This is a genomic window from Parafrigoribacterium mesophilum (genome assembly GCF_039652555.1).
In the GTDB taxonomy this organism is placed as follows: Bacteria; Actinomycetota; Actinomycetes; order Actinomycetales; family Microbacteriaceae; genus Parafrigoribacterium; species Parafrigoribacterium mesophilum.
Genome location: NZ_JBDJAF010000001.1, coordinates 1,961,960 through 1,977,205 on the forward strand (window position 1 = coordinate 1,961,960; position 15,246 = coordinate 1,977,205).

The 15,246-nt window shown below is 67.9% G+C and carries 12 protein-coding genes; 10 read left to right on the plus strand and 2 right to left on the minus strand.

Translation table 11 applies throughout. The features are described from left to right. Window positions 1-33: 33 nt before the first annotated feature. Both ABFX56_RS09400 and ABFX56_RS09405 read left to right on the plus strand, forming a co-directional pair. Window positions 34-1,179 (plus strand): sensor histidine kinase, encoded by a 1,146-nt coding sequence (locus tag ABFX56_RS09400; protein WP_346232983.1) that lies wholly within the window; start codon window positions 34-36, stop codon window positions 1,177-1,179. Then, a complete protein-coding gene (locus ABFX56_RS09405) occupies window positions 1,176-1,868 on the plus strand; it encodes a response regulator (protein WP_346232984.1) in 693 nt (230 codons plus the stop codon). The genes ABFX56_RS09400 and ABFX56_RS09405 overlap by 4 nt, the downstream gene beginning before the upstream one ends. Here the strand turns inward: ABFX56_RS09405 and yczE are convergent. Next, entirely contained in the window at window positions 1,865-2,476 is a 612-nt protein-coding gene (yczE, locus tag ABFX56_RS09410) for a membrane protein YczE (protein WP_346232985.1), read from the minus strand. The two genes, ABFX56_RS09405 and yczE, sit on opposite strands and share 4 nt — an antisense overlap. Window positions 2,477-2,681: 205 nt before the next feature. On the opposite strand from yczE, the gene yczR reads away from it, so the two are divergent. From yczR to ABFX56_RS09425, 3 genes are all read left to right on the plus strand, one after another. Beyond that, complete coding sequence (yczR, locus tag ABFX56_RS09415) at window positions 2,682-4,115, plus strand: MocR-like transcription factor YczR (protein WP_346232986.1); 1,434 nt, start codon at window positions 2,682-2,684, stop codon at window positions 4,113-4,115. A gap of 120 nt (window positions 4,116-4,235) precedes the next feature. Continuing rightward, on the plus strand, window positions 4,236-7,451 hold the full coding sequence (locus ABFX56_RS09420; protein WP_346232987.1) for an efflux RND transporter permease subunit: 3,216 nt from the start codon (window positions 4,236-4,238) through the stop codon (window positions 7,449-7,451). A gap of 362 nt (window positions 7,452-7,813) precedes the next feature. Further along, window positions 7,814-7,951, plus strand: a complete 138-nt coding sequence (locus ABFX56_RS09425; protein ID WP_346232988.1) for a hypothetical protein — start codon at window positions 7,814-7,816, stop codon at window positions 7,949-7,951. A gap of 150 nt (window positions 7,952-8,101) precedes the next feature. On the opposite strand, the gene ABFX56_RS09430 is transcribed toward ABFX56_RS09425, so the two are convergent. After that, window positions 8,102-9,124 carry a LacI family DNA-binding transcriptional regulator gene (locus ABFX56_RS09430; RefSeq protein WP_346232989.1) on the minus strand — a complete coding sequence of 341 codons (1,023 nt, stop codon included), beginning with the start codon at window positions 9,122-9,124 and terminating at the stop codon, window positions 8,102-8,104. Window positions 9,125-9,262: 138 nt separating this feature from the next. Here ABFX56_RS09430 and ABFX56_RS09435 point away from each other — a divergent pair, with 138 nt between their 5' ends. The 5 genes from ABFX56_RS09435 to ABFX56_RS09455 all read left to right on the plus strand — a co-directional run. Next, window positions 9,263-9,862, plus strand: a complete 600-nt coding sequence (locus tag ABFX56_RS09435) for an isochorismatase family protein (protein WP_346232990.1) — start codon at window positions 9,263-9,265, stop codon at window positions 9,860-9,862. A gap of 42 nt (window positions 9,863-9,904) precedes the next feature. Then, entirely contained in the window at window positions 9,905-11,533 is a 1,629-nt protein-coding gene (locus tag ABFX56_RS09440; protein WP_346232991.1) for an FAD-dependent monooxygenase, read from the plus strand. Window positions 11,534-11,557: 24 nt separating this feature from the next. After that, on the plus strand, window positions 11,558-12,493 hold the full coding sequence (locus ABFX56_RS09445; RefSeq protein WP_346232992.1) for an NAD(P)-dependent oxidoreductase: 936 nt from the start codon (window positions 11,558-11,560) through the stop codon (window positions 12,491-12,493). Then, the gene (locus ABFX56_RS09450; protein ID WP_346232993.1) at window positions 12,490-13,803 is read left to right on the plus strand and encodes a M24 family metallopeptidase; all 1,314 of its coding nucleotides are present in this window, start codon (window positions 12,490-12,492) and stop codon (window positions 13,801-13,803) included. The genes ABFX56_RS09445 and ABFX56_RS09450 overlap by 4 nt, the downstream gene beginning before the upstream one ends. Before the next feature lie 17 nt (window positions 13,804-13,820). Next, window positions 13,821-15,246, plus strand: a 1,426-nt coding sequence (locus ABFX56_RS09455; protein ID WP_346232994.1) for an NAD-dependent succinate-semialdehyde dehydrogenase, incomplete at its 3' end; no start/stop codon positions are given.

The window sequence follows — 15,246 nt, forward strand, 5'->3', positions numbered from 1 at the left end:
GCCGCCGACCCCTCCCGTCGATAGGCTGGCCCCGTGAAGCGCCGGATGCTCCAGTGGGTCGTGGACCTGTCGTTCGCGCTGGCCCTCGCGGCCGCCGGCGTCGCCGAGATCTGGGTGCCGTTACCCTCGGTGGTGGGCACCGGGAACCCCGTGGTCAGCACCATTGTTGCGGTCATCCTCTGCCTCACCCTGGCGCTGCGTCGGGCGTTGCCGCTGGCGACCGCGCTGATTGTGCTGCTCGCCTGGCCGCTGGCGTTCAGCATCCAGCCGATCCTGGTGCTGTTCTGGGGCCAGCTGGTGCCGATTGTCATTGCCACGTATTCGGTGGCCAGGCACGGCAGCCGTCGCGACTCCGTGATCGGGGGCGTCGCCGCGGCCGCGTGCCTGCTGTTCTTCGACTTCGGTGTGGCCGTCCTGCAGGAGCCGGGCGAGATCTTCTTCCACTGGCTGGTTGTCGTACTCGCGTGGGTGATCGGCTCACTGGTTCACCGCGCGGACCACCGGGCGGCTGAGGCGCACCGTCGCGCCGTCGACATCGAGGCTGAGAGTCGCACCCGGATGCTCGGCGCGATCGCCGACGAACGCTCCCGGATCGCCCGCGAACTGCACGACATCGTCGCGCACGCCGTGAGCGTCATGGTGGTGCAGGCCGGGGCCGCAGAACAGGTGGTCGACGATGACCCGGCGTTCGCCCGCACGGCGCTGGCCAGCATCCGTAGCACCGGGGCGGATGCCCTGGGCGAGATGCGCCGCGTGGTGGCGATGTTGCGCGACGACAGCGACGGACCGCTGCACCCGCAGCCCGGCCTGGGCGGACTGTCGGCGCTCGCCGAGGAGGCACGGCAGGCGGGCCTCGACGTCAGCGTGTCCGTGGCGGGGAAGCCGCACCTGTTGCCGGCCGGTCTCGAGTTGGCCGCCTTCCGGATCGTGCAGGAGGCGCTCACCAACGTCCGCAGGCACGCCGGGGCGTCGGCGGCCACAGTAACCATCGACTACACGGAGGCCGCGGTGGTGGTGCAGGTCCGCGACGACGGCTCGGGCGGCCACGCTTCAACGGAGGGCCACGGACTGATCGGAATGCGGGAGCGGGCCGCGCTCTACGGCGGCCGGCTCGACACGGTGCGCAGTGCCGGGCAGGGGTTCACCGTGCGCGCCGAACTCCCGGTGGCGTCGTCGTGAGCGAAGCCGGGGTGCAGCCCATCCGCGTGCTGGTCGCTGACGACCAGGAGCTGGTGCGCGGCGGCTTTCGGTTGATCCTGGAGCGGGCCGGGATGCTGGTGGTCGGCGAAGCGGCCGACGGCCAGGAAGCCATCGACCTCGCCAGGGTGCACCTGCCCGACGTCGTGCTGATGGACATCCGGATGCCCCACATGGACGGTATCGAGGCGACCACGGTGCTGCTGGCCGGCGACGATCCGCGGCCGCGGGTGCTCGCGTTGACCACGTTCGACCTGGACGAGTACGTGTATCAGGCGGTGCGGGCGGGCGCGAGCGGATTTCTGCTCAAGGATGTCTCACCCGACGGCTTGGTGCACGCCGTGCGGTCGGTGGCGAGAGGCGACACCCTGCTGGCGTCGGCCGTGACGCGGCGGCTGCTGGAGCGGTTCTCGCGCGCCCCGCTTGATGGGGTGCTCCCGGCATCGCTGGCCGGCCTGCCCGAGCGCGAGCTCGACGTTGCCCGCCTGATCGCGCGCGGGCTGTCGAACGCGGACATCGGGCGGGAACTGTTCCTCAGCGAGGCGACGGTGAAGACCTATGTGTCCCGGCTGCTCGGCCGGCTTGGCCTGCGCGACCGCGTGCAGATCGCGGTGCTCGCCTACGAGTCGGGCCTGGTCCGGCCCGGCGCCGATCCCGCGGACGGGTACTAGCGCGCCGGCTCCGCTCCCAGTTTCAGGTCGTCGGCTGGGACGAGACGCGGCCGGATATAGAACAACGGCATGGTCCAGTTCACCAGGGGGCCGACCAGCAGAGCGAACGCGAGCGTGCCGAAGCCGACGTTGCCGCCGAGCAACCAGCCGATCGCCAAAACGGTGACCTCCAGGCTCGTGCGCACCGCCCAGATCGGCCAGCCGAATTTGTTGCTGATGCCGGTCATCAGTCCGTCGCGGGGACCGGGGCCGAAGCGGCCGCCGAGGTAGAGGCCGGTGGCCACGGCAAGCAGGAGCAGCCCCCCGGCGAACAGCAGGATGCGCAGCCAGAGCGCGGACGGCTCGGCGATGAAGCTGAGCCCGACATCCGCGCTGGGGCCGATCAGCAGGGCGTTGAGCACGGTCCCAATGCCGAGTCGCTGCCGGATTGGTATCCAGAGCAGCAGCACGAAGCCGCCGACGATGTTGGTCACCAGGCCAAAGCCCAGGCCGGTCTTCAGGGATACGCCTTGCGCCAGGCAATCCCACGGCGAGATGCCCACGGCGGCGCGGATCATCATCGCGATGGCGATTCCGTACAGGAACAGGCCGAGCAGCAATTGCACCATTCGCCCGGTGTGGCTGCCGCGAGCGCGCTGCCAGCCGGTCTCGGCTCTCGGTGCAGACGCAGAAGAAGACTGTGCAGTCGGAGCAGTCGGAGCAGTCGGAGAGGTCTCGGGAGTCGGCGGAGTCGGCGGAGTCTGGGAAGTCACTTATCAATCCAAAATGATCAGTGGCCTTATATCAAGAGGCCAATCTATCTATAGTGGCCTCATGATGTCTCGGGCCGTTCTCGCCTCATTGAGTGCACGCGCGCTGGCCGCGCTTTTGGCGAACTGGCGGGGGACCACGTCAGCGCCAGCGTATACCGCGCTGGCCGACCGCATCCGCCTGCTCATCGTCGACGGACGCATCCCGCTGGGCACCCGCATCCCGGCCGAGCGGGAGTTGGCCGCGCACCTCGAGCTCAGCCGCACCACCGTCAGCTCCGCGTTCGGCGTGCTGCGGGACGCCGGCTACTTGCACAGCCTGCGCGGCTCGGGAAGCGTCGCCCGACTACCGGAGCGCGCCCCCGGGGCCGCGGATGCCGGCCCCGCCGACTACCTGGACTTCACGAAGGCCGCGGTGTCGGCCGCACCGGGCATCGCGACCGCTGCCGAGCAGGCCGCGGCGGAGCTTCCCGGCTATCTCGGCGGGAGCGGCTTCGAACCGGTCGGCGTGCCGGTGCTCCGCGCCGCGATCGCGGAACGCTACCGGCTGCGCGGCCTGCCAACGCAGCCGGAGCAGATCATGGTGACCATCGGCGCGCAGCACGCGATCGCCCTGCTGGCCCGCACCCTCCTCGGCCGCGGCGACAGCGCCCTGGTCGAATCACCCAGCTACCCGCACGCCTTTCAGGCACTGCGCTCCACCGGCGCTCGGCTGGTACCGGTGAGCGTCACCACCGACACGGGATGGGACGTCGCCGGCCTTGAGCAGGGGCTGCGGCGCACTTGCCCGGCCCTGGCCTACCTGATGCCGGATTTCCACAATCCGACCGGCAGCACCATGCCGCCGGAGGTTCGGCAACGGATGCTCGCACTCGCCGCCCGGGAAGGAACGGTCGTGGTCGCGGACGAGACCATGGCCGAACTGTCGCTGGACGGCGCGGCCTATTCACCGCTGGCCGCCCACGGGGCGGCGGTGTCGATCGGTTCGCTGGGCAAGACGGTGTGGGGCGGCCTTCGCATCGGGTGGATCCGGGCTGAGCCTGCCTTGATCCAGCGGCTCGTGCGCGCCCGGTCGGGTGGTGACCTGGGTACCCCGATCCTGGAGCAACTCATCGCCGCCCGCCTTCTGGGGCACTACGACGACATCCTCGCCACCCGCCGCACGCAGCTGCTGGCCGGACGAAACCATCTCACCGCCGCCCTGCGCGGCCGGTTCCCCGATTGGAGGGTGCCGGATGTCGCCGGCGGCCTCACCCTGTGGACGAACCTCGGCGCCCCGGTCAGTTCTCAGCTGACCATCGCGGCCAGGAGCCGGGGCCTGCTCATCGCGGCGGGACCCCGCTTCGGTCTGGACGGCGCCTTCGAGCGGTTCCTGCGGATCCCGTTCAGCTACCCGCCACAGGAGGCCGATCGCGCCGTCGACATCCTTGCCTCGGCGTGGCAATCGCTGTCCAACGCGCCCGCCCCGGAATCGGCATTCCTGGCGGAAGTCGTGTGAGACGTCATCCCGCGGGAGTACTTGCCCTCCAGGCCCTGATGCGATAATTCGACGAGGCGGGAGTGAGTCCCGTGCCTCGTCCGCCGTAGTCGGCGGCACCCGCTTTCAGAGAGAATCCCCGTGCATCTGCTTTCCGTCTTCAGCCTGCGCAACCGTGCCCTGATCGCGCTCGTCACCATCGTCGTCGGAGTCTTCGGGTCGATCGCCCTCACCTCCCTCAAGCAGGAACTGATTCCCTCGCTCACCTTCCCGCAGTTGGTCGTCGTCACCTCCTATCCGGGCGCCGCCCCTGCGGTCGTTGACCAGTACGTCAGTGGCCCGATCGAGACCGCGATCCAGGGCGTCGACGGGTTGGAGAGCACCACCGCCACCTCGAGCACCAACCGCTCCACCGTCTCCGCGTCGTTCAGCTACGGCACCGACCTCGTCTCGGCCGAGCAGAAGGTCGAACGCGCGATCAACCGCATCAAGAGCGCGCTGCCGGCGGATGTCGACCCGCAGGTGATCTCCGGATCCATCGAGGACCTCCCGGTCGTGCAGATCGCCGCCACCAGCGACCTCGACGCGCGCGACCTCACCGCCGCCATCCAGGGCTCAACGCTCACCGACATCCAGAGCCTGGAGGGGGTGCGCCAGGCCAGCCTGCTCGGCACCACCGGGCAGCGCGTGTCGATCACACCGGATGCCGGCAAGCTCGCCGCGGTCGGCGTCGGCCCGCAGGCCATCCGGGAAGCGCTGACCGCCAACGGCGCTCTGCTGCCCGCCGGATCCATCACCGAGGGCGACAAGACGCTCAGCGTACAGGCGGGCTCCCGGCTGGGCTCGGCCGAGGACATCGCCGCCCTCCCGCTGGTGCGCGCTCCCGCGCCCGGCGCACCGGGCACCGCACCCGACTCGACTGAGCCGCTCACGATCGCGGATGTCGCCACCGTCGCGATCGTGGACAGCCCGATCACCGGCATCTCCCGGGTCAACGGGGAGCCGTCGCTGACCATCGCGGTGACCAAGACGCCGGCCGGCAACACCGTCGCCGTCTCCAAGGCCGTTCGGGCGTTGGTGCCTGATCTGCAAGACGCGCTCGGCCACAACACCAAGCTGACGGTGGTTTTCGACCAGGCCCCGTTCATCCAGCAGTCCATCGACTCGCTGGCCACCGAGGGACTGCTCGGACTGTTCTTCGCCGTCATCGTCATCCTGATCTTCCTGATGTCGATCCGCTCCACCCTGGTCACGGCGATCTCGATCCCGGTGTCGGTGTTCATCACCTTCATCGGCATGCAGGCCGCCAATTACACGCTCAACATCATCACGCTCGGCGCGCTGACCATCGCGATCGGCCGGGTGGTGGATGACTCGATCGTCGTCATCGAGAACATCAAACGCCACCTGACCCTCGGCGACACCAAGGTGCGCGCCATCACCTCCGCGGTGCGGGAAGTGGCCACCGCGGTCACCGCCTCCACGATCACCACCGTGGCGGTGTTCCTGCCGCTCGCGCTGGTCAGCGACATCACCGGGGAGCTGTTCCGCCCGTTCGCGCTCACCGTGACGATCGCGCTCGGCGCCTCCCTATTCGTGGCGCTGACCATCGTGCCCGTGCTCGCCTACTGGTTCCTGGGCAAGCAGAAGCAGCCGGCCACTGGCGCCACTGACCCGGCCGCGGCCGGTGACGACCCGGCCGCATCGACCGCGCCGGCTTTACCGGCCTCCGCGCTCGCGGCCGTCGCCGAGACCAGGGCCAGCCGTCGTGGGCACGATGCCATGTCCGCGGAGGAGGAGTTGAGGCATCCGACCCGCTTGCAACGCGGCTACCTCCCGGTGATCCATTGGACCCTGAAGCGGCCCGTCGTCACCATCCTGGTTGCGTTCCTCGTGTTAGGCGGCACCGTCGCCCTCGTGCCCAGCCTGAAGACGAACTTCATCGGCGATAGCGGCCAGAACACCCTCACCGTCACCCAGAAACTGCCACTCGGCGCCAGCTTGGATGCCCAGGATGCGGCCGCAACTGTCGTCGAAAAGGCGCTGCGCGAAACGCCGGGCGTCCGGACGGTGCAGACCTCGATCGGCTCAGGCGGCAGCTCGCTCGCCGCGGCGTTCGGCGGCGGCGGCGGGATCTCCTTCTCGGTCACCACCGATCCCGACATCGATCAAAGTGCCCTGCAGACCACGGTTCGGAATGAATTGTCGAAGCTGACCGGGGTCGGCGACGTCGCGCTGTCCGCGGCGAGTTCCGGCTTCGCTTCCTCCGACATCCGGGTCAACATCACCGCCCCGAACGACACCACGCTGCGCACCGCGGCGGATGCCGTCCTCGCGTCGGTCGAAGACCTGAGCGTCACCGGCGCCGCGACCAGCAACCTCTCGGCCTCGCTGCCCTACATCGCCGTGGTCGTTGACCGCGACAAGGCCGCCACCGCCGGGCTGACCGAGATGGCCGTCGGCGGCATCGTCTCGCAGGCCATGTTGCCCAGCGCGGTCGGCTCGGTCGTCATCGATGAGAAGTCGATGTCCATCTACATCAACAACGCGACCACCCCGACCAGCGTCGACGAGCTGAAGGCGTTCCCCATCCCCACCCCGACCGGACTCCTGCCGCTGTCCGACCTCGCATCCGTGCAGACCGTCAACGGCCCGGCGAGCATCACGAGCATCAAGGGGCTGCGGTCGGCTACCGTGAGCGTCACCCCGAAGAGCGACGATGTCGGCACGGCATCCGCGATGGTCACCCAGGCGGTCGATAAGGTGACGCTGCCCGCCGGCGCCAAGGCCGAGCTCGGTGGCGTCGCCTCCCAGCAGTCGGACGCGTTCGGCCAGCTCGGCCTCGCCCTGTTGGTGGCCATCCTCATCGTCTATGTAGTCATGGTGGCCACGTTCAAGAGCCTGCGCCAGCCGCTGCTGCTACTGGTCTCCATCCCGTTCGCGGCCACTGGCGGCATCATCCTGCAGGTGATCTCGGGCGTGCCGCTCGGCGTGCCGTCACTCATCGGGGTGCTCATGCTGGTCGGCATCGTGGTGACCAACGCTATCGTGCTGGTCGACCTGATCAACCAGTACCGCACCCGCGGGATGCCGGTGGGCGAGGCGATCGTGCACGGCGCCAGTCGCAGGCTGCGGCCGATCCTCATGACGGCCCTGGCCACCATCTTCGCGCTGCTGCCGATGGCGCTCGGCATCACCGGGCACGGCGGCTTCATCTCGCAGCCGCTGGCGCTCGTGGTGATCGGCGGCCTGGTCTCCTCGACGCTGCTCACCCTCGTGGTGCTGCCGGTGCTGTACTACCTGGTCGAGGGCGCCAAGGAACGCCGCCTGGAGCGTAGGGCGTCTTCCGCGGCCTAGCATCCGCTCACTTGCGACTAAGGCTCCTTCCTAGGCGTGCCGAAGAAGCATTTCGCGCTAGTGAGCGGGTGTGCTCCGGCGGTGGCTGGATCCATGTCGGTGTCATTCGCATAACGGACGCTTGTCCGAAAGAGCGATTAGTGTCACTATTAGACCTAATCTGTGAGCAGAGCACGGGCAGATGGCGTGGACTGGCGCCTCGACCGATCTCGTGGCCGACCCGGCACAGTTGCGCGCGACGCTCGGGATCTAGCACCGGATCGGTATTGCGGTGGACGAGGACGTCGCCGGGAGTTTATGCTCGGCGGCAGAGCCCGCCCGGGTTCGTGGAAAAGCCAGAAAAAAGAGAGAGAGGTTGCACAGTGAGCGGATGGGGTGCCGGTTACCCGGGAGTTCCTTCAGATGTTGCGCAGAAGGCCAGGGCGCAGGCCGCGGCCGAGGAGACGCAACAGCACGTCGAGGACAGCGCCGACGACGCGGCGGAGGAGCAGAGCAAGTAGCTGCAGGCGCCGATCGGCGCCGTGGTGTTCGTCGGGCGCGCGGCAATCGATTGTTGAAAACTTGCGTATTGTGCCCAAAAGTCGGCGTGGGCAGATCGGACTGATCGGTCTGCCCACGCGGCAGCGCAGCATTGTGGAAGGCCGTCCGGGTCAGTGCGCGGCCGGCTTCGCCGTCGAGGCGCGCACGATCAGTGAGACCGGGAGCGTGACGGTGAGCGGTTCCTGTTTGCCCTCTTGGATGGCGTTCAGCAGCAGTCTGGCTGCCTCGGCGCCCAGTTCCCGGTGCGGGACATGGATCGTTGTCAGCGGCGGCTGGATGTCTTCTGCGAAGGGCATGTCGTTGAAGCCGATCACTGACACGTCCCGCGGACAGTCCAAGCCGTGCTCCCGCAGGGAGTGCAGGATGCCGATCGCGAGCAGGTCGTTGCCTGCCACGATCGCGGTCGGGTAGGCGTTCCCGCTGGTCAGGATGCCGTCCATGGTCGATTCACCGGCCGCCACGCTGAGCGCCTGAGCGGTGACCACCCGATGCTTCACCGACCTATGGGTTGCGCACGCGGTGGTGAACGCGTCCGACCTGGCCAGGCTCGTGGTGAAGTTGTCCGGGCCGGCTACGTGCAGAAGGTGGCGGTGCCCGAGCCCCACCAAATGGCTCACCGCCGCGGTGATTCCGGCACCGTCCGCCCCGGTGACCAGCGGATACGGCACTCCCACCGTGCCCCGATTGAGCATGACGGCACGGATGCCGCGCGCGTAGGCGTCGGCGAGCAGCGGGTGCTCGGTCTGGCCGGTGGCCATCACGAACCCGTCGACTCTGCGCTGCAGCAGTGAGTCGAACGCCGCCCGCTCCAGCGAGTCACGGCCATCGGTATTGGCCAGCAGAGCGGTGTACCCGCGGGGCGAGAGGTAGTTCTCGATGCCGCGCATGATCGGGGGGAAGATCGGGTTCTCAAGGTCCGGCACGATCACCCCGATCGTCATCGACAGGCTCATCCGCAGTCCGCGTGCCATGATGTTCGGGATGTAGCCGAGCTGTTTGGCGGCCCGCTGCACCTTCTTGGCCGTGACTGCGTTGACGTAGTGCGCTGTGCCGGGGTTCAGAGCGCGAGACACGGTGGCTTTGTGCACGCCGGCCAATTCCGCGACCTCGGCGATGGTGGCGCGCTTCGACATGACCCGAGAGTACAACGTTCAACACGCGCTCAAGACCGAGTTCGCCGATTTCCTTGACCTCGCGGAAAGTTTCGACGATGATTGCAATCGATCGCAGCCAACGAGGGCTGCGAGACAACCCTCGGAGTTGGAGTTCAGATGACGAATGCAATACTCGACCCGATCACTGCGGACAACAGTGCGGTTCTCCTGGTCGACTTTCAACGGGCTATGTTCGCCGGAATCGGTTCCGGCGACCGCGACGCCATCCACACCAGTGCGGTAGCGACGGTAAAGGCGGCACGCATTTTGGGTGTCCCCGTCGTGATGAGTTCGATCTGGGAAGGCGGCAATGGTCCCTTCGTGGGCCAGCTCACCGACCAGTTCCCGAACGAGAAGGTGCTGGAGCGGTCGGGGCAAAGCTTCGACGCACTCGAGGACGACGCCGTGTCGGCCGCCGTGAAGGCCACCGGGCGCAAGAAGCTGATCGTGTCCGGGCTCTGGACGAGCATGTGCTTCGCCTTCACCGCCCTGCACGGCGTCGCGGACGGTTATGAGGTCTACGGCCTCATTGACGCCGCAGGCGACGCGACGGCGGACGCACACTTCTACGGCCAGCAGCGCATGTACCAGGCCGGTGTGGTGCCGATCACCTGGATGCCGCTGGTCTCGCACTGGATGCACGACTGGGGTAACCCGAAGGCCGGCGACTTGAAGGCCGAAGTGTTCGGCGCCTACGACGCGATCCTCGCGATGTAACCCCCTTCCGGACCTTTGGCACACAACGAAGTGAGTGAAGACATGAAGAACTACGATGTACCGGTCCTGGTTGTGGGGGGCAGCCTGGTCGGCATGACCATGGCAGTGTTGTTGGGCAAACAGGGCGTGAAGAGTCTCGTCATCGAGAAGCATCCGGGGGCCGCGATCCATCCGCGCGCGGCGCTCATGCTGCAGCGCTCGATGGAGATCTTCCGCAGCGTCGACGTCGAAGAACCGATGCGCACCAGGTCGTTCGAGCAGTTCGAACCGGATGGCGCGATCATGGCCGTCGAGACGATGGCCGGCAAGGAGATCGCCTGGTACATGACCCACGTCAACGACGGCATCCGCGACCTGAGTCCGTCCGAGCGTATCTTCGTCACCCAGATCGCCGTGGAGCCCGTGCTCCAGTCCCGCGCCGTGGAGCTGGGTGCCGAAGTGCTGTTCGGAACGGAACTGGTCAGTTTTCAGGAGGACGAGGACGGGGTCACCGCCATCGTGCGCAACCGGGCGACGTCGGAGGAATCCAGCGTGCACGCCAAGTACCTGGTCGCCGCCGATGGGCCGCACAGCACGATCCGCACGCAGCTGGGCATCAACCGCAGCGGCCACGGTGTGATCTCCAAGAGCATCACGATCTACTTCCGCGCCGATGTCGAACCGCTGTTGAACGAGCGCAACCTCAGCGTCGTCATGGTCGTCAACCCGGTGCTGCAGGGCTTCTTCCGCATCGAAAAGCCGTACAAGTCCGGCTTCCTCGCGGTGCACGGCCTCGGCGACCCGCAGCATCCGAACAGCGATCTGTGGACCGGACTCAACGACGAGCGCAGCATCGAACTTGTGCGTGCCGGACTCGGCGTGCCGGACCTGCCCGTGGAGATCGACAACGTGATGAAGTGGGAAGCCACCGCCGTGACAGCGGACGAGTTCCGGCGCGGACGCACGTTCCTGGTCGGTGACGCCGCCCATGAGATGCCACCCTACGGTGGATACGGCGGAAATACCGGCATCCACGACGCCCACAACCTGGCCTGGAAACTCGCCGCGGTACTCGATGGGCGGGCGGGCGACGAGCTGCTGTCCAGCTACGAGGCCGAGCGCAAGCCGGTGGCCGCGTTCACGGTGGAGCAGGGCTACTCCCGCTATGTGATGCGGGCGGCCCCGTTCCGGGCGGCGGACGGCATCGACACCCCGGTTCCGGACAACAACATCGACCTCGGCTACCGTTACCGGTCCTCCGCGGTGATCGCCGAGCCCGATGACGACGGTGCGATCCAGGCCGACCCGCGGGAACTGCACGGCCTGCCGGGCTCCCGGGCACCGCACTACGAGCTCACGAAGGATGGGCAGAAGGTGTCCACGTTGGACCTGTTCCAGCGCAACTTCGTGCTGTTCACCGGCGTGGATGCTCAGGCGTGGCGAGAATCCGGCGACGCGGCCGCCCGCGACCTCGGTGTCGGGCTCGACCGGTACACGGTGGATGCGGGCTTGGATCCGGACGGGAAGTTCGGCGAGAGCTACGGGATCACCTCCACCGGTGCCGTGCTCGTGCGGCCGGACGGCTTCGTCGCCTGGCGTGCCGCCACGGATGTCGAGGCGGAGCTGCACTCGATCTCCACTGTGCTCGGCTCCCTGCTCGGGCAACCCGTGGCCGACCGGCTGCAAGCGTAGATAGACGGAGAGAAGGAGTCAGCCATGTCAGACACCGTGAAGATCGGCTGGATCGGGATCGGGAGGATGGGTGCCGCGCTGGCCACTCGGCTGCTCGAGGCCGGCCACGATGTGAGCGTGTACAACCGCACCCGGTCCAAGGCCGAGGCGTTGGAGCCGCTCGGCGCTCGTGTGGTCGACCGCCCGGTCGACCTGGCCGATCGTGACGTCGTGTTCAGCATGGTGTCGGCTCCGAAGGATCTCGTGGCGGTCACCGTCGGCGATGGCGGCTTGTTCACCGCCGACGGTGCCGCCCCGCGCGTGCTGGTGGACTCCTCCACCGTCTCGGAGCAGGCCTCCGCCGACACCCGCGCCGCCGCCGCCGCGCGCGGCACCCAGCTGCTGGCCGCACCGGTGAGTGGCAACCCGTCCGTCATCGCGGCCGGGAAGCTCACCGTCGCGGTCTCCGGCCCGCGGGCGGCGTTCGAGGAGGTCGAGGGCCTGCTAAACCTGTTCGGCCGTGGCGTCACCTACGTCGGGGAGGGAGAGGTCGCCCGCCTGGTGAAGATCGCCCACAATGTGTTCCTCGGCGTCGTGACCCAGTCACTCGCGGAGATCACCGTGCTGGCCGAGCGCGGCGGCGTCAGCCGGGCGGCGTTCCTCGAGTTCCTCAATGACTCGGTGATGGGGTCGGTGTTCAGCCGCTACAAGTCTCCGGCCCTGGTGAACCTGGACTTCACGCCAACCTTCACGAACATTCTGCTGAACAAAGACATCGAGCTGGGGCTGGAAGCCGGACGCAAGTTCGGTGTGCCCATGCCGATCGCTTCCGCGACCGGCCAGCTCGTCGCGTCGGCGATCGGTGCCGGCCACACCACGCAGGACTTCGCGACCCTCATCCTCGAACAAGCCCGTCGGTCCGGGTATGAGCTCGTCGCAGAGGACACGCCCGTGAAGAGCGGGCTGGAGGTATCGGAATGACTGACCTGATGAGTAAGAGCGCGACCGACACCGCCGGTAGCGGAACCGGCAAGCTTGCCGGGGCGGTTCGCCCGCTCGGTGCCCCAGGGCACATGGGTGTGGACTTCGAAGAGCGCGTCGACTTCTCGCGGCTCCGGGACTACCGCATCACCCGCGCCAAGGCGGCGCTTGAAGCCAGCGAGTGCGGCGCGTTCCTGCTGTTCGACTTCTACAACATCCGGTACACCTCCCAGACCTGGATCGGCGGCGCGCTGGGCGACAAGATGACCCGGTATGTGCTGCTCACCCGGGACGGCGAACCGCACCTGTGGGACTTCGGTTCCGCCGTGAAGCACCGCCAGCTGTATTCACCGTGGCTCCAGCATGACCACGTGCATCCCGGCATGCTCGGGATGCGCGGGGCGATCGCCCCGGATGCCGGACTGATGCGGTCGGCCGTCACCGAAATCAAGGCGCTGCTGAAGGATGCCGGTGTCGCCGACTCACCGATCGGCGTGGATCTGGTGGAGCCGCCGTTCCTGTTCGAAATGGAACGCCAGGGGCTGAAGGTCGTCGACGCGCAGCAGCACATGCTGGATGCCCGGCAGATCAAGTCGATGGACGAGATCATGCTGCTGAACCAGGCCGCCGCCATGGTCGACGGGGTCTACCAGGACATCGTCGAGGCGCTCAAGCCCGGGGTGCGGGAGAACGAGATCGTCGCCCTGGCCAACAAACGGCTTTACGAGATGGGCTCCGACCAGGTGGAGGCGATCAACGCGGTTTCCGGCGAGCGCTGCAACCCGCATCCGCACAACTTCTCCGACCGCATCATCCGGCCAGGCGAGCAGGCCTTCTTCGACATCATCCACTCCTTCAACGGCTACCGCACCTGCTACTACCGCACGTTCGCGGTCGGCAGCGCCACACCCAGCCAGTACGACGCCTACACGAAGGCGCGCGAGTGGATGGACGCCGCCATCGACGTCACCCGCGCCGGAATCGGCACCGACGACATCGCCAAGGTGTGGCCGAAGGCGACCGACTTCGGCTTCGACACCGAGATGGCGGCGTTCGGCTTGCAGTTCGGCCACGGCCTCGGGCTCGGCCTGCACGAGCGCCCGATCATCTCGCGCCTGAACAGTCTGGACTCCCCGGTGGAGATCCAGGCCGGCATGGTGTTCGCACTGGAAACCTACTGCCCCGCCTCCGACGGCTTCTCGGCCGCCCGCATCGAGGAGGAGGTCGTGGTCACCGAGACCGGAACCCACGTGCTCACCAAGTTCCCGTCGCAGGAGCTCTTCATCGCCAATAAGTATGACTCTCACTAGATAGGAAAGCGGTATCGATGACAGACGCGACAATGACCCGCACCCGGGAGAACACCGACTGGTTCCCGCACGAGCTGCTCATCGGCGGTACCTGGCGCGCCGCCGACGACGGTGCCCGGTTCGACGTGATCAACCCTGCCGACGGCGAGGTGATCGCGTCGGTGCCGAGCGGTTCGGAACAGGATGCGCTCGCGGCCGTCGCCGCGGCATCCGCGGCCCTGCCGGCCTGGGCCGCCACGCCGCCCCGGCAGCGCGGTGAAATTCTGCGCCGCGCGTTCGAACTGATGACGCGGCGCGCGGAGGAGTTCGCGCAACTCATCGTGCTGGAGAACGGCAAATCGCTGGCGGATGCACGCGGCGAGGTGGCCTACGCGGCCGAGTTCTTCCGCTGGTTCTCCGAAGAGACGGTGCGGGTGCTCGGCAGTGTGCAGACCGCGCCGGCCGGCGCCAACCGCATCCTGGTCACCCACCAGCCGATCGGGGTGAGCGTGCTGGTGACCCCGTGGAACTTCCCCGCCGCCATGGCCACCCGCAAGATCGGCCCCGCGCTCGCCGCCGGCTGCACCGTCATCCTCAAGCCCGCCAGCGACACGCCGCTGACCGCACTGGCGATCGGCGCGCTGATGGCAGAGGCTGGAGTGCCGGACGGGGTGGTCAACGTGCTGCCGTCCCGGAGAAGCGGACCGGTGGTCACGGCGATGCTCGATCATCCGGCCGTGCGCAAGCTCTCGTTCACCGGCTCCACCGAGGTCGGCCGCACCCTTCTCGCCGAGGCCGCCCGCACCGTGGTCAACTGCTCGATGGAACTCGGCGGCAACGCACCGTTCCTGGTGCTCGACGACGCGGACCTCGACGCGGCCGTCGACGGCGCCATGGTGGCCAAGATGCGCAACGGCGGCGAAGCCTGCACCTCCGCGAACCGGTTTTACGTGCACTCCTCGATCGCCGCGGAGTTCTCCCGGCGGCTGACCGAGCGGATGGCCGCCCTCACCGTCGGAGACCCGAGGCAGGAATCCGTGCAACTGGGCCCGCTCATCAACGCCGACTCCAGAGACAAAGTGACCGAGCTGGTCGACGCCACCCTCGCCCGCGGCGCCCGCGCCCTCACCGGAGGAGCGGCCGGCACCGGCCCAGGCTTCTACTATCCACCGACCGTGCTGGTGGACGTCGACCCGGATGCGCCGGTGCTGCACAACGAGATCTTCGGCCCGGTTGCTCCGATCGTCACCTTCGACACCGACGAGGAGGCGATCCGCCTGGCCAACAACACCGAATACGGCCTGGTCGCCTACCTGTACACCACCGACCTGGCCAGGGGGCTCGCGGTGGGGCAGCGGCTCGAGGCCGGCATGGTCGGACTCAACCGCGGCGTGGTGTCGGACCCGAGTGCACCGTTCGGCGGGGTCAAGCAGAGCGGGTTGGGCCGCGAGGGCGGCCACGAGG

Excerpts from the sequence above, each read along its gene's own strand:
- yczE (WP_346232985.1), bottom strand. The coding sequence starts at position 2,476 with ATGGTGCAATTGCTGCTCGGCCTGTTCCTGTACGGAATCGCCATCGCG.
- yczR (WP_346232986.1), top strand. The coding sequence starts at position 2,682 with ATGATGTCTCGGGCCGTTCTCGCCTCATTGAGTGCACGCGCGCTGGCC.
- ABFX56_RS09430 (WP_346232989.1), bottom strand. The coding sequence starts at position 9,124 with ATGTCGAAGCGCGCCACCATCGCCGAGGTCGCGGAATTGGCCGGCGTG.
- ABFX56_RS09435 (WP_346232990.1), top strand. The coding sequence starts at position 9,263 with ATGACGAATGCAATACTCGACCCGATCACTGCGGACAACAGTGCGGTT.
- ABFX56_RS09440 (WP_346232991.1), top strand. The coding sequence starts at position 9,905 with ATGAAGAACTACGATGTACCGGTCCTGGTTGTGGGGGGCAGCCTGGTC.
- ABFX56_RS09445 (WP_346232992.1), top strand. The coding sequence starts at position 11,558 with ATGTCAGACACCGTGAAGATCGGCTGGATCGGGATCGGGAGGATGGGT.
- ABFX56_RS09450 (WP_346232993.1), top strand. The coding sequence starts at position 12,490 with ATGACTGACCTGATGAGTAAGAGCGCGACCGACACCGCCGGTAGCGGA.